This window comes from Gordonia rubripertincta, from assembly GCF_038024875.1.
GTDB lineage: Bacteria > Actinomycetota > Actinomycetes > Mycobacteriales > Mycobacteriaceae > Gordonia > Gordonia rubripertincta.
On record NZ_CP136136.1, the window covers coordinates 69,684 to 88,528 of the forward strand.

At 67.6% G+C, this 18,845-nt stretch carries 17 protein-coding genes; 14 read left to right on the forward strand and 3 right to left on the reverse strand.

The features are described from left to right. Window positions 1-31 precede the first annotated feature (31 nt). The 9 genes from RVF83_RS00315 to RVF83_RS00355 all read left to right on the forward strand — a co-directional run bounded on the left by RVF83_RS00315 (window position 32) and on the right by RVF83_RS00355 (window position 11,689). Window positions 32-1,078 (forward strand): amidohydrolase family protein, encoded by a 1,047-nt coding sequence (locus RVF83_RS00315; RefSeq protein ID WP_005197472.1) that lies wholly within the window; start codon window positions 32-34, stop codon window positions 1,076-1,078. Further along, window positions 1,075-1,875, forward strand: a complete 801-nt coding sequence (locus RVF83_RS00320) for an iron-sulfur cluster assembly protein (protein WP_005197479.1) — start codon at window positions 1,075-1,077, stop codon at window positions 1,873-1,875. Before RVF83_RS00315 ends, RVF83_RS00320 begins: the two co-directional genes overlap by 4 nt. A gap of 3 nt (window positions 1,876-1,878) precedes the next feature. Continuing rightward, window positions 1,879-2,904, forward strand: coding sequence for an NAD(P)-dependent alcohol dehydrogenase (locus tag RVF83_RS00325; RefSeq protein WP_005197481.1), 1,026 nt, complete (start codon window positions 1,879-1,881; stop codon window positions 2,902-2,904). 46 nt (window positions 2,905-2,950) lie between these two features. Then, entirely contained in the window at window positions 2,951-4,603 is a 1,653-nt protein-coding gene (gene groL, locus RVF83_RS00330; RefSeq protein ID WP_005197482.1) for a chaperonin GroEL, read from the forward strand. Window positions 4,604-4,853: 250 nt separating this feature from the next. Then, the gene (locus RVF83_RS00335) at window positions 4,854-6,647 is read left to right on the forward strand and encodes a sigma-54-dependent Fis family transcriptional regulator (protein WP_005197491.1); all 1,794 of its coding nucleotides are present in this window, start codon (window positions 4,854-4,856) and stop codon (window positions 6,645-6,647) included. A 326-nt stretch (window positions 6,648-6,973) separates the two neighbouring features. Beyond that, on the forward strand, window positions 6,974-8,752 hold the full coding sequence (locus RVF83_RS00340) for an acyl-CoA dehydrogenase (RefSeq protein WP_005197493.1): 1,779 nt from the start codon (window positions 6,974-6,976) through the stop codon (window positions 8,750-8,752). Between the two features lie 68 nt (window positions 8,753-8,820). Continuing rightward, window positions 8,821-9,582, forward strand: a complete 762-nt coding sequence (locus RVF83_RS00345) for an SDR family NAD(P)-dependent oxidoreductase (RefSeq protein ID WP_005197495.1) — start codon at window positions 8,821-8,823, stop codon at window positions 9,580-9,582. Between the two features lie 54 nt (window positions 9,583-9,636). Beyond that, the gene (locus RVF83_RS00350) at window positions 9,637-10,155 is read left to right on the forward strand and encodes a PH domain-containing protein (RefSeq protein WP_005197496.1); all 519 of its coding nucleotides are present in this window, start codon (window positions 9,637-9,639) and stop codon (window positions 10,153-10,155) included. Further along, a complete protein-coding gene (locus RVF83_RS00355) occupies window positions 10,142-11,689 on the forward strand; it encodes a PH domain-containing protein (protein WP_005197497.1) in 1,548 nt (515 codons plus the stop codon). Before RVF83_RS00350 ends, RVF83_RS00355 begins: the two co-directional genes overlap by 14 nt. A gap of 88 nt (window positions 11,690-11,777) precedes the next feature. On the opposite strand, the gene RVF83_RS00360 is transcribed toward RVF83_RS00355, so the two are convergent. Further along, a complete protein-coding gene (locus RVF83_RS00360) occupies window positions 11,778-12,263 on the reverse strand; it encodes an NUDIX domain-containing protein (protein ID WP_005197499.1) in 486 nt (161 codons plus the stop codon). 75 nt (window positions 12,264-12,338) lie between these two features. Here RVF83_RS00360 and RVF83_RS00365 point away from each other — a divergent pair, with 75 nt between their 5' ends. After that, the gene (locus RVF83_RS00365; RefSeq protein ID WP_005197505.1) at window positions 12,339-14,036 is read left to right on the forward strand and encodes a nucleobase:cation symporter-2 family protein; all 1,698 of its coding nucleotides are present in this window, start codon (window positions 12,339-12,341) and stop codon (window positions 14,034-14,036) included. A 37-nt stretch (window positions 14,037-14,073) separates the two neighbouring features. Here RVF83_RS00365 and RVF83_RS00370 read toward each other — a convergent pair whose 3' ends face one another. Next, window positions 14,074-14,451 (reverse strand): cupin domain-containing protein, encoded by a 378-nt coding sequence (locus RVF83_RS00370; RefSeq protein ID WP_039880293.1) that lies wholly within the window; start codon window positions 14,449-14,451, stop codon window positions 14,074-14,076. Window positions 14,452-14,634: 183 nt separating this feature from the next. Between RVF83_RS00370 and RVF83_RS00375 the strand changes: the two genes are divergently transcribed. From RVF83_RS00375 to rsgA, 4 genes are read left to right on the forward strand one after another with little or no spacing between them, the layout of a single operon-like run. After that, window positions 14,635-14,889 (forward strand): hypothetical protein, encoded by a 255-nt coding sequence (locus tag RVF83_RS00375; RefSeq protein WP_005197507.1) that lies wholly within the window; start codon window positions 14,635-14,637, stop codon window positions 14,887-14,889. Then, on the forward strand, window positions 14,890-15,273 hold the full coding sequence (locus RVF83_RS00380) for a VOC family protein (protein WP_005197508.1): 384 nt from the start codon (window positions 14,890-14,892) through the stop codon (window positions 15,271-15,273). 57 nt (window positions 15,274-15,330) lie between these two features. Further along, the gene (gene aroA, locus RVF83_RS00385) at window positions 15,331-16,596 is read left to right on the forward strand and encodes a 3-phosphoshikimate 1-carboxyvinyltransferase (protein ID WP_005197512.1); all 1,266 of its coding nucleotides are present in this window, start codon (window positions 15,331-15,333) and stop codon (window positions 16,594-16,596) included. After that, window positions 16,593-17,636, forward strand: coding sequence for a ribosome small subunit-dependent GTPase A (gene rsgA, locus RVF83_RS00390; protein ID WP_005197513.1), 1,044 nt, complete (start codon window positions 16,593-16,595; stop codon window positions 17,634-17,636). The genes aroA and rsgA overlap by 4 nt, the downstream gene beginning before the upstream one ends. Here the strand turns inward: rsgA and RVF83_RS00395 are convergent. Further along, window positions 17,590-18,786, reverse strand: coding sequence for a fatty acid desaturase family protein (locus RVF83_RS00395; RefSeq protein WP_005197518.1), 1,197 nt, complete (start codon window positions 18,784-18,786; stop codon window positions 17,590-17,592). The genes rsgA and RVF83_RS00395 overlap by 47 nt on opposite strands. Between the last annotated feature and the right edge of the window lie 59 nt (window positions 18,787-18,845).

An 18,845-nucleotide genomic window follows, 5' to 3' on the forward strand; every position in this document is an offset into this window, starting at 1 on the left:
GCTTCCACCGAGAACGATCAAGGAGTCATCGATGTACGAGAAGAATGGCGACAAGTACTTCATCGTCGACGCACACGTCCACCTCTGGGACGCCCGTGAATCCAATCAGCGCAACATCCACGGCAAGCAGTTCATCGATTGCTTCTACGATTACCACCGCAATCTCAGCCCCGAGGAAGAGGTCTGGGACTACGACACCTACACCTACTACGGTCCCGACCGGCTGATGCGCGACCTGTTCGAGGAGGGCCCGGCCGATCACGCGATTTTCCAGGCGACGATCCTGAAGGACTTCTACGTCAACGGTTTCGCCCAGGTCGACGACTCGCTGAAGCTGTGCGAGGACAACCCGAAGCTGCTCACCTACAACCACGCCTACGATCCCCGCCACGGCGAGGCCGGTCTCGAGCAGCTCCGCAAGGACGCCGACAACATGAACCTCAAGGGCGTGAAGCTGTACACCGCCGAATGGATCGGCGACTCACGGGGATACAAGCTCGACGACGCCTGGTCACGCCGCTACCTCGAGGAGTGCATCAAACTCGGCATCAAGAACATCCACATCCACAAGGGACCCACCATCCGGCCCCTCGACCGGGATGCCTTCGACGTGGCCGACGTCGACAAGGTGGCCACCGACTACACGGATCTGAACTTCATCATCGAGCACGTCGGCCTGCCGCGGCTCGAGGACTTCTGCTGGATCGCCACCCAGGAGTCCAACGTGTTCGGCGGTCTCGCCGTGGCGATCCCGTTCATCCACACCCGGCCCCGGTACTTCGCGCAGATCATCGGCGAACTCCTCTACTGGATCGGCGAGGACAAGATCCTGTTCGCCAGCGACTACGCGCTGTGGACGCCGCAGTGGCTCGTGGAGCGGTTCGTCGACTTCCAGATCCCGGAGGACATGACCGAATACGCCCCGATCACCGTCGAACAGAAGAAGAAGATCCTCGGCCTCAACGCGGCAGCGCTCTACCCGCACATCGAGGTGCCGGAGGAACTCAGGCTCCCGACCAGCGCCGCCGATCCGGAAGTCGAGGTGGCCGCCGGCGCGAAGGATGTGGTGACGGCATGACCACGATCGCACCTCCCCCCGGTTATGTCGCCGATGCCGCGACGGACCTCGAGCGCGACGTCCTCGCCGCGCTCGACACCGTCCTCGATCCCGAACTCGACCAACCGATCACCGAACTGAGATTCGTGCGGTCGATCCTGATCGACGAGGTGGGCGTGACCGTGCACCTGCGTCTCCCGACGTCGTTCTGCTCGCCCAACTTCGCCTACCTGATGGGGTCGGATGCACTCGACGCGCTCGAGGACGTCAACGGCGTCGGGCAGGTCCGGGTGCTGCTCGACGATCATCACGACAGCGACAAGATCAACGCCGGACTCGACGCCCGTGCCGGATACAAGGGCACCTTCGGCGTCGAGGCCCTCGACAGCCTCGACGAGCTGCGCCTGACCTTCCAGCGCAAGGCCCACACCGCCGCGATGGAACGATGTGTGGCCGCCGAGATCGCTGCCGGTCGGGTCACCGTGGCCGACGTGGATCGGCTGGCGCTGCGGGATGTACCACGCGGTCGTCACAAGGCGGCGCTCCTCCGACGCCGGTTGGAGCTGGGCCTCAGCATCTGCCCCAACAGCCTCGTCGTCGTCGACGAGGAGGGGCACACGCTGCCGGCCGACCAGATCCCGATGCGGTTGAGATTCGCACGGTCCGTGCGCATCTCGATGGAGGGCAACAGCCATTTCTGTCGTGGTCTGCTCGCCACCCGCTATGCCGACGACGACGAATGCGACGGGGCCAGCGGCCCGGTCATCACCAACCTCCGCGAAACCGCTCGCGCACACCACCGAAGCGAACAGGAGTAAGCCATGCGCGCAGTCCAGGTCGTCGGCTACCACGACAAACTGCAACTCAACGAGGTCCCGGCCCCTGAGATCACCGGGCCGCACGACGTCATCGTCCGGATCGGTGGTGCCGGTGTCTGCCGCACCGACCTGCACATCCTCGAGGGCCAGTGGGAGGCGAAGAGCGGTGTCGCACTTCCCTACACGATCGGTCACGAGAATGCCGGCTGGGTGGAGGCCATCGGCGACGCGGTCACCAATGTCGCCGTCGGGGACAAGGTGATCCTGCATCCGCTGATCACATGTGGACTCTGCCGGGCCTGCCGGTTCGGCGACGATGTCCACTGCGAGAACAGCCGGTTCCCGGGTATCGACACCGACGGCGGTTACGCGGAGTTCCTCAAGACCACCGCGCGCAGCGTCGTGAAGATCGACGACTCCCTCGAACCCGCCGATGTGGCCGCACTCGCCGACGCCGGTCTGACCGCCTATCACGCGGCCGCCAAGGTCGCACGGATGACGCGGCCCGGCGACACCTGCGTCGTCATCGGCGCAGGAGGTCTGGGGCACATCGGCATCCAGGTCCTCGCCGCGATCTCTGCCCTGCGGATCGTCGTCGTCGACCGGAACCCGGATGCGGTGGAGCTCGCCAAGGAGGTGGGTGCCGAGATCGGCATCGTCGCCGACGGAACGCATGTGCAACAGGTCCTCGACCTGACGGGCGGACACGGCGCCGAGGCCGTGCTCGACTTCGTCGGCGAGGGCGGGGCGACCGCCGAAGGGACCGCGATGCTGCGCCGCGCCAGCAGCTTCTTCGTGGTCGGCTACGGCGAGAACATCGACGTCCCCACCATCGACGTGATCTCCACCGAGATCAACTTCATCGGCAACCTGGTCGGTTCCTACAACGACCTCGGTGAGCTCATGGACCTCGCCGCCCGGGGAAAGGTGAAGCTGCACACCAGCACCTACGCCCTCGCCGATTTCCAGCAGGCACTGGACGATCTCGACGCCGGCCGCGTGCGCGGTCGCGCGATCCTCGTGCCCTGACCCTTCGATCATTCAGCCGAGAACACCACAGAAAGGCAGGACGACCATGGCCAAGGAGTTGCGCTACAACGCCGAAGCGCGACTGCGGCTCGAGCGAGGAGTGAACGCACTCGCCGACGCGGTCAAGGTGACATTGGGACCGAAGGGCCGCAACGCGGTCCTCGAGAAGCTCACCGGCCCACCGACCATCACCAACGACGGGGTGACCATCGCCCGCGAGATCCAGTTGCGCGATCCGTTCGCCAACATGGGCGCACAGTTGGTCAAGGAAGTGGCGATGAAGACCAACGGGGTCGTCGGTGACGGCACCACCACCGCAACCGTGTTGGCGCAGGCCATGGTTCGCGAAGGTCTGCGCGCCGTCGAGCAGGGCGCCAACCCGATGCGGGTGCGCCGCGGTATCGAGCGTGCGATCAGCACAGTCATCGACGCGCTGTCGGAACAGTCCGTCGCACTCGGCGGCCGCAGCGATCTCGAACGCATCGCGACCCTAGCCGCGAGTGACGACGAGGTCATCGGTTCGGCCATCGCCGCCGCGGTCGAATACGTCGGCCGCAACGGCGTCATCACCACCGAGGAGAGCGACACCCTCGGCCTGTCGGTGGACGTCGTCGACGGCATCGAGTTCGACCACGGTTACATCTCCGGGTACATGGTCACCAATCCCGAACGGATGGAAGCGGTTCTGGACAACCCGGTGGTCTTGCTGACGAACAAGAAGATCACCTCGGTGCAGGAGATCATGCCGAGCATCGAGGCGGCCAAACGCGCCGACCGTCCGCTGGTCGTGCTCGCCGAGGACGTCGACGGTCCCGCCCTGCAACTGCTCGTCGGCGGCAACATGCACAAGACGATGCAGTCGGTGGTCGTCCGGGCACCCGGTTTCGGTCATCGCCGCGTCGCCGAACTCGAGGATCTCGCCGTCGCGCTCGGTGGTCACGTGATCGCCAAGGACACCGGCCTCGAGCTGCACGAGGTCTCCCTCGAACACCTCGGACAGTGCGACCGGATCACCGTCACCGAGGACTCGACCACGATCGTCGGTGCGCGGGGCGACCAGACCCTCGTCGACGCTCGTGTCGCGCAACTCGAGGCGCAGCACGCACGTGCGCGGATCGACGCCGACCGGGACAGCCTGGAGCTACGGATCGCGCGCCTCACCGGCCGGGTCGCGGTCATCCGAGTCGGTGGCGTGACCAGCGTCGAACTGAAGGAACGCATGCTCCGCGTCGAGGACGCCCTGGCCGCGACGCGGGCGGCGGTCGAGGACGGCATCGTCTCCGGTGGCGGAACCGCGCTGGCACAGGCACATCGGGCCCTCGAGTCGCTGGGCGATGTGGGCGGTGACGAGGGCGCCGGCATCGGCGTCGTCCGCCGGTCGATGGCCGAACCGTTGTTCTGGATCGCCACCAACGCCGGCTTCGACGGCGAGGAGGTGGTCAAGGTCGTGAGCGGACTGCCCCTCGGCCACGGATTCAACGCGATGACCGGCAATTACGGCGACATGTTCGACGAAGGCGTCATCGACCCGGCCAAGGTCACCAAGGCCGCGCTGGAGAGCGCCGCGTCGATCGCCGCACTGCTGATCACCACCGAGACCGCGGTCGTCGAGGAGGTGTTCACGCATCCGGGCGCGATCGAGGCCCCGGGCTTCGGTGATCTCGCCGAGGGGATGGTGCGGCCCTCCAACATCTACTAGTCCGCCCTCCTCCAAGACCCCGGCGGGGACGTCGTCGCTGCAGCGGCGACGGGGGCCGGTCGCGATTGCAGATTCGTTCTCGGCGTGGATCGCGACCGGCCCACTTCCGGCTGCCCGAAATATCACCCGTATGCCACCTGACCAGTACGAATCGGATGAAGACACCTGGTCGTTCACGCACGTGAACGTAGGCTCGTCCGATACACTGCCCAGGATGAGACCTACATCACATTAGGGAGTTGCGGTCTCGGTGAAGCCCAAGCCAACAGACCAGTCTCGTGAACCCGTCACCCACGTAGCACGGGCGCGCGAGCGATTCCTCAGCGACGACGGCGTCGTCGACGATCGCCTGACCGGCGCCGTTCGAGACGCGATCTCGACCTCGTGGCGCCGTTCGCGCTCGTTCAAGGTGCAGACAGACCGGCTGGAACTCCCGTTCGTCCGCGAGCCGAACACCGACAGTCCGCTGATGACCGCGGCCCGGCCGGTGCTGGACCAGCTCGCCACCGACCTCTCGTCGGAACCGGTGAGCATCATCCTCACCTCGCCGGACGGTGTGGTGCTGTCCCGTGCCGCCGGCAGCGGCGAACTCCTCGGCCAGCTCGACGCGGTGTCACTCGCACCCGGTTACAGCTACAGCGAAGAGCACGCCGGCACCAACGGGATCGGCACCGCCCTCGAAACCCGGCAGGCCACCCTCGTCACCGGTGCCGAACACTATGCGGGATGCCTCGCCCAGCTCAGTTGCGCCGGGGTACCGATCCGAAACCCCTTCTCCGGCGGCGTCGTCGGCGCCCTCGACCTCACCGGGTGGGTGGAGAAGGGCGGTTCCCTGCTGCTGTCCCTGGCCAAGTCGGCGACCGTGCAGATCGAACAGCAGATGCTCGCGAACGCCAGCGAAAGCGAATCCCGGCTCCTCTCGGCCTATCTCGCGACCTGTCGGCGCGCACCCCAGATGATGGTCCTCGCCATCGCTGCCGACGTCGTGCTGATGAACCGACGTCTTCGGCAGAGCATCGACCCGCAGGATCAGGTGTCGATGCTCGAGCACGCCGTCGACCAGACCCTTGATGTCGCCGCGGGGCGGCGGGTGAACACGCTGCCCAGCGGCCGCTCGGTACGACTCGCGCCGGTCGTCGAGTTCTCTGACGCAGCGGCCGGCATCGCGGTTTTCCATGTGCACCTGATGGATTCGGCCACCGCCACCTCACCCCAGCGCCGACCCTCGACGGCCTCAATGCTGCCCGGGATCGTCGGCCGCAGCTCATCGTGGCGGCAGGCGAGCGACCGCATCGCCCAGCACGTGGGTGCCGGCCACTGGATCGCGGTGTCGGGCGAACGGGGTTCGGGGCGGTCGGCGGTTCTCCGCGCAGCGGCGGGACAATGCCGGCGCGGGACGATTCGCGTGTACGCCGCCGCAGACTTCCAGGACACCGACACCCTCGACAGCTTCGCCGCCGAGCTCGACACGGACGGCTTCGCGATCATCCTGCGCGATGCCGACGAGTTCGACGACGACGTGCTGTTCGACGTCGCCGAGGTGATGCAGGGACGCGAGCACGCGGGTTGGCTGGGGATGACCCTCAGCGCCGGCGACGCGACACCCGCCCTGGGTGCCACCTTGCTCCCCTTCTTCTCGCACACCATCGAGGTGCCGCCACTGCGCCATCGCATCGAGGACCTTCAGGTGCTGGTGCCGGCCATCCTCCTGCAACTCACGCGCGGACGGGAACTCGAGGTCGCGCCGGACGCCATGCGGCAGCTGAGCAAGTACACCTGGCCGGGCAACGTCGCAGAACTCCGGCAGGCGCTACGGGACGTGGTCATCCACCATCGGTCGGGGACGATCACGGCGCAGCATCTGCCGCCGACCTATCGCGCACAGAGCCGGCACACCCTCACCCGCATCGAGGCGCTCGAACGGGATGCGATCGTGCGGAGCCTGGAGGAGAACGGTCGGAACAAGGTCGCGGCGGCCAATGCGCTCGGCATCTCCCGGGCGACGATCTATCGAAAGATCAAGGAGTTCGGCATCGACGTGTAGTCGGCGCCGGCACCGGGATCGGCGGCGGGCAGGTCGGGACGATGCCACCCCCGCCGAATGGCACCGTCCCCGTGACCTGCATCTTCACGCCATAACCGAAGTTATTCACGATCGTGAATCTTCAGTAGTCCATCACGGGCCACACACCTTTACAAGGAGAAGTGACAAGGTGTGATACTCGTAACAACCGTCGAGCGATGGTTAAAGCAGTGCAGGCGACCCATCCACAGAGGGTCGGATACCGAGCGGACGATCGGTAGATGCATGATGAACGGGTGCCCCCCTGAGACGGCACCACAACGGCGGTCCGATCATGAGGAAGTGCGATGGCCACACCCATGTCCCGGCGGGACCTCGAGTTCCTGCTGTACGAATGGCTTGACGTCGAGGCCCTGACCTCACGTGACCGTTTCGCGGCGCACTCGCGCGACACCTTCGACGCCGTCCTCGAGCTCAGCGCCGACATCGCGATGAAATGCTTCGCTCCGGCCAACAAGATCGGCGACGCCAACGAGCCCTACATCGGCGACGACGGCAAGGTCGTCCTCCCAGACGCGGTGGTGTCGGGCCTCGCCGAGTTCCGCAAGGCCGGCCTCATCGCCGCCTCCTTCGACGAGGAACTCGGCGGCATGCAGCTGCCGACCGTCATCCGGCAAGCGTCCGCGGTGTGGTTCCAGGCGGCGAACGCGGCCATGTCGTCCTACAGCTTCCTCACGGTCGGCAACGCCAACCTGCTGGCCGAGTACGCGACCCCCGAACAACGCGACACCTGGGTCCGCCCGCTCGTCGAAGGCCGCTTCTCCGGGACGATGTGCCTGTCCGAACCGCAAGCCGGCTCTTCGCTGGCCGACATCACCACCAAGGCCGAACCGGCGGGCGACGGCACCTACCGGATCACCGGGACCAAGATGTGGATCTCGGCCGGCGACCACGAACTCACCGAGAACATCGTGCATCTCGTGCTGGCCAAAGCGCCCGGTGGCGGCCCCGGCGTCAAGGGGATCTCGCTGTTCATCGTGCCGAAGTTCCTGCCGGACGGCACCCGCAACGACGTCGCCCTGGTCGGCCTCAACCACAAGATGGGCAACCGCGCGACCACCAACACGCTGCTCAACTTCGGCGACGGCACCTTCTCCCCCGACACGACCCCCGGCGCTGTTGGATATCTGGTCGGCGAGGAGCACCGCGGCCTCTCCTACATGTTCCACATGATGAACGAGGCACGCATCGGCGTCGGATTCCTCGCCACCGCACTGGGTTACGCCGGGTACCAGGCGTCGCTGGAGTATGCGAAGGTGCGCACGCAGGGACGCCCCGTCGACCAGAAGGATCCGTCCTCGAAGCCGGTGCCGATCATCGAGCACGCCGACGTCCGGCGGATGCTGCTGGCCCAGAAGTCCTACGTCGAGGGCGCGCTCGCCTTCGAGCTGTACTGCAGCGTTCTCGTCGACCAGGCCGCGACGACCGCCGACGCCAAGGAACGCGCCCGCATCGAGCTGCTGCTCGAGGTGTTGACCCCGATCGCCAAGAGTTGGCCGTCGCAGTGGTGCCTGGAGGCCAACAGCCTGGCGATCCAGGTCCACGGCGGGTACGGGTACACCCGTGAGTTCGACGTCGAGCAGCACTACCGCGACAACCGCCTCAACCCCATCCACGAAGGGGCCCATGGCATCCACGGCCTCGACCTGCTGGGCCGCAAGGTGATCATGCAGGGCGGAGCCGGTCTGGCACTGCTCGCCGAGACCATCGGCGCGACCGTCGCACGTGCACTCGAGGTGCCGTCCGCCGCCGGATACGCCGAGACCCTGCAGTCGATCGTCGACCGGCTCGTCAAAGTGACCGCACACATCTGGTCGTCGGGCGACCCGAAGCTCGCGCTCGCCAACGCCACGCTCTACCTCGAGGCCACCGGCCACATCGTCATCGCCTGGATGTGGCTCGAACAACTCCTCGCCGCGGACGGCCGGACCGGCGACTTCTATGACGGCAAACGCGCTGCAGCGCAGTACTTCTTCCGGTATGAACTACCGAAGACCGGTCCGCAGCTCGACCTCCTCACCGCTCTGGACCGCACCACCCTCGACGTCGAACCGTCCTGGTTCTGACCTCACCGCCGATCACGGCGCGGCGCCGGTGCGCCGCGTCACCGGAGAAACACGCAAGGGAGACAACGATGTCCGTGATGGATCTGTTCGGCACCACCGGCAAGGTGGTCATCGTGACCGGCGCTTCGTCGGGACTCGGTGTCTCCTTCGCCCGCGGCTTCGCCGAGGCCGGCGCCGACGTGGTGCTCGCCGCGCGTCGAGCGGAGAAGCTCGCCGACACCGCTGCCGCCGTGGAAGCGCTGGGCCGCAAGGCTCTCGTCGTTCCCGCCGACGTCTCCGACCCCGAGCAGTGCCAGCGCGTCGTCGACGCGGCGATGGAGACCTTCGGAAAGGTCGACGTCCTCATCAACAACGCCGGAGTCGGCACCGCCTATCCCGCGACCCGGGAGACCCCCGAACAGTTCCGAGACGTCATCGACATCAACCTCAACGGTTCCTACTGGATGGCCCAGTCGTGTGGACGGGTCATGCAGCCGGGCAGTGCGATCGTCAACATCTCGTCGATCCTCGGCATCACCACCGCCGGGCTGCCGCAGGCCGCCTACGCCGCGAGCAAGGCCGGCGTCATCGGTCTCACCCGGGACCTGGCCCAGCAGTGGGGTTCGCGCAAGGGAATCCGCGTCAACGCCATCGCCCCCGGCTTCTTCGAGAGCGAGATGACCGACACCTACCAGCCCGGCTACCTCGACTCGCAGATGCCGCGGGTCGTCCTGGGCCGCACCGGTTACGGAGAAGAGCTCGCCGCGACCGCGATCTGGTTGTCGTCGGCGGCCGCCGGCTACGTCACCGGGCAGACCCTCGCGGTCGACGGCGGCGTCACCATCACCTAGAAGCGGCACGCGATTGCCGCGGTCGGCGGCGGGGGCGGCCCTAGACTGGTCGCAATGGAATCCGCACCCGCTCCCGACAATCCGCTGCATCCCACCCTGCGGGAGCCGGTCAACCAGGTCGATCCGCGCGCCAAGACCCTGTGGCGCATCGGTCCGCTGATCCTGGGCGTACCGGCGACCATCGCAGCCATCGTGGTCGCGGTCGTCGTGCCCGACGCACGGTGGGGTGCAACGCTCGCCGCGATCGCCCTGGCCCTGCTGACCGCGTTCTACACGACCGTGGTCCCGTTGTGGCGGTACCGCTTTCACCGCTGGGAGGTCAGCGAGGAAGCGGTGTACTCCCAGTCGGGCTGGTTCGTCCGGCACCGGGTGATCATCCCGATCGCACGTATCCAGGTCGTCGACACCGAGGCCGGCCCCCTGGAACAGCTGCTGAAACTGGGGAAGCTCACGGTCACCACGGCGTCGTCGGCGGGCACGATCCACATCGAGGGGCTCGACGCCGAACACGCCCGCGCGACCGCGTCCGACCTGACCATCCGCACCCAGGCGTTCACCGATGACGCGACCTGAGCCGCAACCCGGCTCGGTGCCGCCGGCCGTCCCGGCGGCGGGCCTGCACATCGACGCGCCGGACGAGTGGCACCGACTGTCACCGTGGATGATGGCGGTCACCGTCGTCGAATCACTCCCCTCGCTGGTCCCGGTTCTCATCGCCCTGGTCTTCGCCGGGCGGAGCGCGCCCCTGGTGACACTCATCGCCACCGTGGTGCTCGTACCGCTGGTGACGGTGGTGCCGTGGCTGACCACCTTCTATCAGGTGACCGCGGAACACGTCCGGGTCCGGAGCGGCCTGATCACCAAGAAGGTGGCCACCGCCCGCCGCGACCGCATCCGCAGCGTCGATCTCACCGCGTCGCTCGTCCACCGCGTGCTGAACCTGCAGAAGGTCACCATCGGCACCGGCGGCGACGAACAGGCGTCGCAGGTCAAACTCCGCGCCGTCACGCTCCCCGAGGCGCGCGCACTGCACGACAATCTGATGCCGACCGCCGGGACCCGCTCTCCCGCAACCACGTCTGATGTGCGGCTCCCATCCGAAACGCCCACCGCGGCACCCGAGGTGCTGACCAGGTTCCAGAACGCCTGGCTGCGCTACTCGCCCTTCTCTCTCGGAGGTCTCGCGATCGCCGCTGCGGTCGCCGGTGTCGGAGTCCAGATCGCCAACGACGCAGGCATGTTCGACGAGGGGGTCGGCCTCGCGCGCGAAGCCTTCGCCACCGTCCGGTCGATCCCGCTCACGCTGGTCATCGCCGTGGCCGTGGTGGCCGTGATCCTCATCGGCGCCGTCCTGTCGGTGATCGGGTACGTCCTGAGCTACTGGGACTTCCGCCTCACGCGGCATCCAGACGGCACCCTGCGCACCGAACGCGGACTGCTCACCACCAACTCGATCAGCTTCGACGAGAAGCGCATCCGCGGCAGCCACCTGACCGAACCGATCCTCATGCGACCGTTGAAGGGCGCCCGTCTGCAGGCGATCGCGACCGGTGCGACCAAACACCCACTCTTGCTGCCGCCGGCACCGATCTCCGAGGCGATGCGTGTTGCCGACCTCGTCACCCACGAACGTTCCGAACTCACCGCACCGCTGACCGGGCATGGCCGGGTGGCACGCATTCGTCGCCTCAACCGCGGATTCCTCACCGGTCTGGTGATCCTCGTCGGAATCTCGATCCCGGTCGTCGGCGGCGCGATCTCCGTCGGCTGGCTCGCGGTGGGCGTGCTGTGCCTCGCCGGGTCGATCGGCCTCGGCGTCGTCCGCTCGCGGCACCTCGGTCACCGGCTCACCGCCCGGTCGGTGGTCATCGCACCCCCGACCGTCGCCCGACAACGAATCGTCGTCGACCATGACGGCGTCATCGGTTGGGCGAGCAGATCGTCGATCTTCCAGCGCCGGGCCGGCGTCAGCACGCTGATCCTCGCGACGGCCGCCGGTTCCGAGCTCTATTCGCTCGTCGACGTCGACGATGCGACCGCCGCGGCGATCACCTCCGACGTGACACCCGACTGGGTGGCGCCGTTCCTCCGTCAGCCGGCCGAGTAGGTCGAAGGCGCGCGCACCCGCGTATCGGTCTCCTTCCCGCCTATCGAGCTCGATCGGCGGGAGGAAAACCACTAGGCGGGATCGTCGATCAACCGGCCGGTAGCGCCTCGAGCAGCCGGTCGACGAATGGTGCCTGCGCCGGGTTGAGTTTCGTCTTCGCGGTCTCCGGATCGAACCACTCGGCGCGATCGATCTCCGGGAACGACTGCATGCGGCCCGACCGCGGCGGCCACGCCATCTCGAAGGTGTTGGAGACGACGGTCGTCACGTCGAGATCGCCCTCGACGCCGAAGCCGATGACGGTCTTGCCGCTCTTGAGCTTCACCTCGCCGAGGTCGATGTGCGGACCGCCGGGCACTGGGCTGCCGATCTCCTCGAGGTACTCACGACGCGCGGCGTCCCACTCCGATTCGTCGGCGTCGACCAGCCCCTTCGGGATCGACCACGACCCTTCGTCCGGCTTGCGGGCCCAGATCGGACCGCCGGGGTGAGCGATGAGCACTTCGACGCCGTCGGGGCCGCTACGTCGGAACAGCAGGATGCCCGCGCTGCGGCGAGTCGAGGATACGGTCACCGATATATCTTCGCGGAAACACCGCCGACACACGGACGCGCCTCCGCGGAAATACCGGGTCCGTAGAAACCAGTCATGTCGGTGATCGATGTCGTGAAGAACGGGAGGACCGGTGCGCGTCCGGTCGACGAGATCCCGCCGTTCGTCAAGCTGTTCCCGCTCGGCCTGCAGCATGTGCTCGCGATGTACGCGGGCGCGGTCGCGGTCCCGCTGATCGTCGGCGGCGCCATGGTCGGGGCCGGGCAGCTCCAGCAGGGTGACATCGTCCACCTGATCATGGCCGACCTGTTCGTCGCCGGTATCGCGACCATCCTTCAGGCCGTCGGGTTCTGGCGGTTCGGCGTCCGGCTCCCGCTGATACAGGGCGTGACCTTCGCCGCCGTCGGCCCCATGATCACCATCGGCACCAGCTACGGCATCACCGCCATCTATGGTTCGGTGATCGCCTGCGGCGTGTTCATGATCGCGGTCGCACCGATCGTCGGGCGGCTCATCCGGTTCTTCCCGCCGCTGGTCACCGGCACGATCATCCTGATCATCGGTGTCTCGCTGATGCGTGTGGCGGCCGGCTGGTTCGGCGGCGGCACCGCCTCCGGCCCCGACTTCGGCGACCCGAAGAACATCGGCTTCGGCTTCCTGACCCTGGCGATCATCGTCGCCATCGAGCGCTTCGCGCCCGACGCCGTCCGCCGCGTCTCGATCCTGCTCGGCCTGGCGATCGGCACACTGGTGTCCATCCCGTTCGGGATGACCCACTGGGACAAGGTCGGCGAATACCCGTGGGTGGGTGTGCCGCAGCCGTTCCAGTTCGGTGCGCCGACCTTCGAGATCAGCGCGATCATCTCGCTGATCATCGTCGGCGTGGTGATCATGACCGAGACCACCGGCGACATCGTCGCGGTCGGTGAGATCGTCGACGAGAAGATCACCCCGCGCCGCCTGGCCGACGGCATGCGCGCCGACGGACTCGGCACCGTCCTCGGCGGCATCTTCAACACCTTCCCGTACACGGCGTTCGCGCAGAACGTCGGCCTCGTCGCGATCACCGGCGTCCGGACGCGGCACGTCGCGACCTGCGCCGGCGTGATCCTCGTCGCGCTGGGCCTGTTGCCGAAGATGGCGGCGATCGTCGAGGGCATCCCGCAACCCGTCCTCGGCGGCGCCGGCGTGGCTTTGTTCGGCATGGTCGCGGCCAGCGGCATCCGAACCCTCACCAAGGTGAAGTTCAACAACGTCAACGTGCTCGTCGTGGCCATCTCGGTGGGCGTCGCGATGCTGACCGAGGCGAAGATCTACTACACCGACCGCACCCTCGGCGACGCCCCGGTCAACGTCGTGCTCGACATGTACGCGCAGTTCCCGGACTGGTTCCAGACGATCTTCCATTCGGGCATCTCGGCCGGCGCCATCACCGCGATCCTGCTGAACCTGCTGCTCAACACGCGCAGCGTGTCCGGCGATCCGGTCGACTACCACAACACCGGAGAGATCGCGGTCGTCGGCGGACCCGCGGTGTCGGCCTCCGACGGCGTGCGGGCACCGGCGTTCGACCCGCGTGACGCCCTCGCGGCCGCCGACCCCGACACCCCGCCGGAGACCCTGCGCTACCTGGCCGACCACGACCCGTCGCTGCATCAGTTCATCGTCACCAACCCGTCGAGCCCGAAGGACCTGTGCGACCACATCAGAGGCCTCGGCGACCCCAAGGTGATGCGGGTCTTCGAGACCTGGGACGGCTACACCGACGGCGGGTTCTCGAGGCGCGGTTCGTGAACGGACGGACCGTCCAGATGTCGGTTCTCGGCGCGCCCTACCCCGCATCGGCCTTCGCGTAGTTGCTCGCGCCATAGAAATCGACGGTGACCACCGGCTCGTCGCCGACCACCCAGGCGTCGTGCCCGGACGGCAGCGACGTGATCTGCCCGGGCCCGGCGTCGAACTCGGTACCGTCGGCCATCACGATGTGCAGCACCCCGGAGACGTGGTACTGGAAATGCGGCGCCTCACAGAGTTCGGTACCGGCGATGGGTTTCACGTCGACCGACCACCGCCAGCCGGGCTGCAACTCGAGCCGGCCGATCTCGGAGTCCCCGACGTTGAGCACGTTCATCCGGCCGTGGCCGAAGGTGCGGACCTCGTCGGGTGAGGCGAAGTCGCGGTGCTCGGTGCGATGCTTGGTGGCGGTCATGATTCCCTCCGGGTTTGGATCCACCCGACCCTCCTCTGACGCTACGAACCCGACCTTGCGGTTCGGTCGCGGTCGGCACACGATCCGGCGCAGGTGGGGCGCCGAAGCCGCCTCCGCCCGATACGACGCCGCGGGACCCCGGACACGGCCCACCTCGCCGCGAATCGGCATATCGTGGATTCCATGTCCTCCAGATTCGAACCCGGCCCCGGCGCCGACGACGGTTCCGCAGCCGACGGCCTCGACGACCGCATCGTCGACCCCGACGTACCGCACGAGTGGCCGCACGCGTCGGCCTTCGCCTTCGGGGATGCGACGCCGATCGGCGAGACAGATCGCCTGGCGCGTGAACGCGCGGCGTACGAGGCCGCCGGTCACACCGACTACAACCGTGGCCACGCCGTGGGCGGCTCCGCCGGAAGCACCGAGGGGCAGTAGATGGAGGTCTTGTCCAGCCGGGTGCTCCTACTCTCGGCAGATCCCGAGCGTCTGCAGGCCTTCTACCGTGACCAGCTGGGTCTCCCGATCCATCGGGAGTACCCCGGCGGCATCGTGTTCTTCGCCGGCAACGGGCTCATCGAGATCTCGACGCACATGAAGACCGACGCCCCTGACCCGATGAGCAACGCGGTGCTCTGGTTGCAGGTCCGCGACGCCGAGGCCACCGAGAAACAGTTCCGGGATCGCGGGGTGACGGTCAAGCGCGAGCCGCGGACCGAGCCGTGGGGCCTGATCGAGATGCACGCCGAGGACCCCGACGGACGCACGATCATCGTCGTCGAGATCCCCGCCGATCATCCGCTGCGCAAGGACAACCGCTAGCCGGAGGGCATCGGCGGTGATGAAACCGGCCGGACCGGGCATGACAAACTGGATCGCATGAGTTCCTGGAACGCGCCCACCTGCGCGAGCGGCTTGGATGCCACCGTCGAGCTGCCCGGTTCCAAGTCCATCACCAACCGCGCGCTGGTCCTCGCCGCGCTCGCCGACGGCCCGTCGACCGTCCGCGGAACCCTCCGCAGCCGAGACACCAACCTGATGCTGAGTGCTCTGGAGGCACTCGGTGTGCAGGTGCGCATCGACCCCGCGGCGGAGACCACCGTCTCCCTCACCCCAGGACCGTTGCACGGCGCCGACGTCGACTGCGGTCTCGCCGGCACGGTGATGCGATTCCTGCCGCCGCTCGGCGCGCTGGCCGCCGGCCGGGTGCGCTTCGACGGCGACCCGCAGGCCCGGGTCCGGCCCCAGACCACGATCCTCGACGCCCTGCGCGGGCTCGGGGTCGCGATCGAGGGCGACCGGCTGCCCTTCACCATCGACGGCACCGGACGCGTGCGCGGTGGCGAGGTCACCATCGACGCGTCCGGGTCGTCACAGTTCGTGTCGGGTCTGCTGCTGTCGGCGGCCCGGTTCGACGAGGGGCTCGTCATCCGCCACGTCGGACCGCCCGTCCCGTCGACTCCCCACATCGACATGACCGTCGAGATGCTGGCGACCGCCGGCGTCGAGGTCGACACCTCTGAACCCGATGTCTGGCGCGTGTCGCCCGGTCCGATCCGGGCCGTCGACTGGACCGTCGAACCCGACCTGTCGAACGCGGCGGCGTTCCTGGCCGCTGCCGCGGTGACCGGCGGAGAGGTCCGGGTGCCGTACTGGCCGGCGGTCACCACACAGCCCGGCGCCCGCATCGCCGACGTCCTGGCCGCAATGGGATGCACCGTCGAGCACCTCGAGGGCACCCTCAGCGTCCGCGGACCCGAGGTGCTGAAGGGCGTGAACCTCGACCTGCGCGACATCGGTGAACTGACCCCGACCATCGCCGCCCTCTGCGCCCTCGCCGACGGCGAGTCGACGCTGAGTGGCATCGCCCACCTGCGCGGCCACGAAACCGACCGGCTGGCGGCCCTCACCACCGAGATCACCCGTCTCGGCGGGATCTGCGCCGAGACCGAGGACGGACTCCGGATCACCGGGACGAGCCTGCACGGCGGGACCTGGGAGTCCTACGCCGATCACCGCATGGCCACCGCCGGCGCCATCATCGGACTCGTGACGCCCGACGTCGTGGTCGACGACATCGAGACGACCAACAAGACCCTGCCCGACTTTCCCGGCATGTGGCAGAAGATGATCGGGCGCCCTTGAGCCGGCGGGCCAACAGCTACGACGAGTCCGACGTCCGGGTTCGTCCGGGGAAGGGCACCCGTCCGCGCACCAAGACCCGCCCATCCCACGACGACGCCGAGCAGGGCATGGTCGTGTCGGTGGACCGCGGCCGGTGGGGTGTCGTCCTCGGCGGCGATCCGGACCGTCGCGTCGTGACGATGCGCGCGCGAGAACTGGGCCGGACCCCCATCGTCGTCGGTGACGACGTGTCGGTGGTCGGCGACCTCTCCGGCAAGCCCGACACCCTGGCGCGGATCGTCCGCGTCGCGGAACGGCGAAGTGTGTTGCGCCGCACCGCAGACGACTCTGATCCCTACGAGCGGATCGTGGTGGCCAACGCCGACCAGTTGCTGATCGTCACCGCGATGGCCGACCCGCCGCCGCGCACAGGATTCGTCGAACGCACACTCGCGGCGGCCTACGTCGGCGGCCTGTCCCCCATCCTGTGCCTGACCAAATCCGATCTCGCCGATCCGACCGAGTTCATCGCCGCCTTCGCCGATCTCGACCTGCCGGTCATCCGGGCCGGGCGCGACGATCCGCTCGACGAGATCCTCGCGACGCTCCGGGGCCGTATCACCGCATTCATCGGCCACTCCGGGGTCGGCAAGTCGACACTCGTGAATCGTCTTGTCCCCGACGCATATCGGGCGACCGGCGTCGTGTCCGGGGTAGGCAAGGGACGCCACACGTCAACCCAGTCGGTGGCGCTGCCCCTACCCGGGGACTCGATCCCGCGCGGCTGGGTGGTCGACACCCCCGGCATCCGGTCGTTCGGACTCGCTCATGTCGGTGCAGACGACATCATCGCGGCGTTCGACGATCTGCGGGACGCCATCGAGGAATGCCCCCGGGGCTGTACGCATCTCGGCCCGCCGGCCGATCCGGAGTGTCGCCTCGACGAACTCGAGGGCCACTCCTACCGGCGCGGCATGGCCGTGCGGCATCTGCTGGCAGCGGTCGGCGGGACGCTCAGCGACGACGACGCCGCGCCCGCAGCTGACGAATCGCCGTCTTGAGCCCGGTCGTCCGCGGCATCCCGGCAAAGCGCTTCTCCGACGCGGTTTCCGGAGCGTCGTCGGCGGTCGCCCGCAAGAGCTGATCGGGCAGGGCGAGCTTGTTGATCGTGCGCAGCGTCTGAAAGTACTGCACCGCAAGCGAACCCGTGGTGTAGGGCAGGTCGTACTTGTCACATAGAGCCCGCACCCGCTCGGCGATGTCGGCGTAGCGGTTGCTCGGCAGGTCCGGATAGAGATGGTGCTCGATCTGGTAGCAGAGGTTGCCGCTGAGGAACGCCATCGCCGGCCCCGCGTCGAAGTTCGCGGTGCCGAGCATCTGCCGCAGGTACCACTGGCCCTGCGTCTCGTTCTCGAGGGACTCGACCGTGAACTTCTCTGCGCCATCAGGGAAGTGGCCGCAGAAGATCACCACGTAGGCCCACAGGTTGCGGATCAGGTTCGCGGTGAGGTTCGCCGTCAGCGTGTGCTTGAAGTTGGGGCCGGTCAGCGCCGGGAACAGCACGTAGTCCTTCGCGACCTGCTTGGCGATCTTGCGACCGAACTCCTTGATCTGCGGGATCGCGACCTCTTTGGGCTTCTCGCCCTGGATGACCTCCTTGAGGCCGAGATCGTGCAGACCGATCCCCCACTCGAAAGTCGCCGCCAGCAGCACGTTGAAGAACGGCTGGAAGAGCCGGCGCGGCTCCCACGGCTCGTCGCGGGTGACGCGCAGGATCTTGTAGCCCACGTCGTGATCCATGCCGACCACGTTCGTGTACTTGTGATGGATGTAGTTGTGGGAGTGCTTCCAGTGCGGCGAGGCGCACACCATGTCCCATTCCCAGGTGGTGGAGTGGACCTCCGGGTCGTTCATCCAGTCCCACTGCCCGTGCATCACATTGTGCCCGAGCTCCATGTTCTCGATGATCTTCGAGAGGGCGAGCGCGCCGGTACCGAACAGCCACAGCGGCCGCGAGCGGCTGCCGAGCAGCGCGACGCGTCCGGTCACCTCGAGCGCGCGGTGCGCCAGGATCGTGCGTCGCAGATATTTGACGTCACGCATCCCCCGGTCCGCCTCGATCTCGCGGCGGAGGGCATCGAGTTCGGCACCCAGCGCCTCCACATCGGCGTCGGTCAGATGCGCGTACTCGTTGATGTCAGTGATGGCCATTGGTACCCATTATGCCGACCTCCTCGTTTCCCTGCCCCGGCGCGGGTGCGGGCACCCGT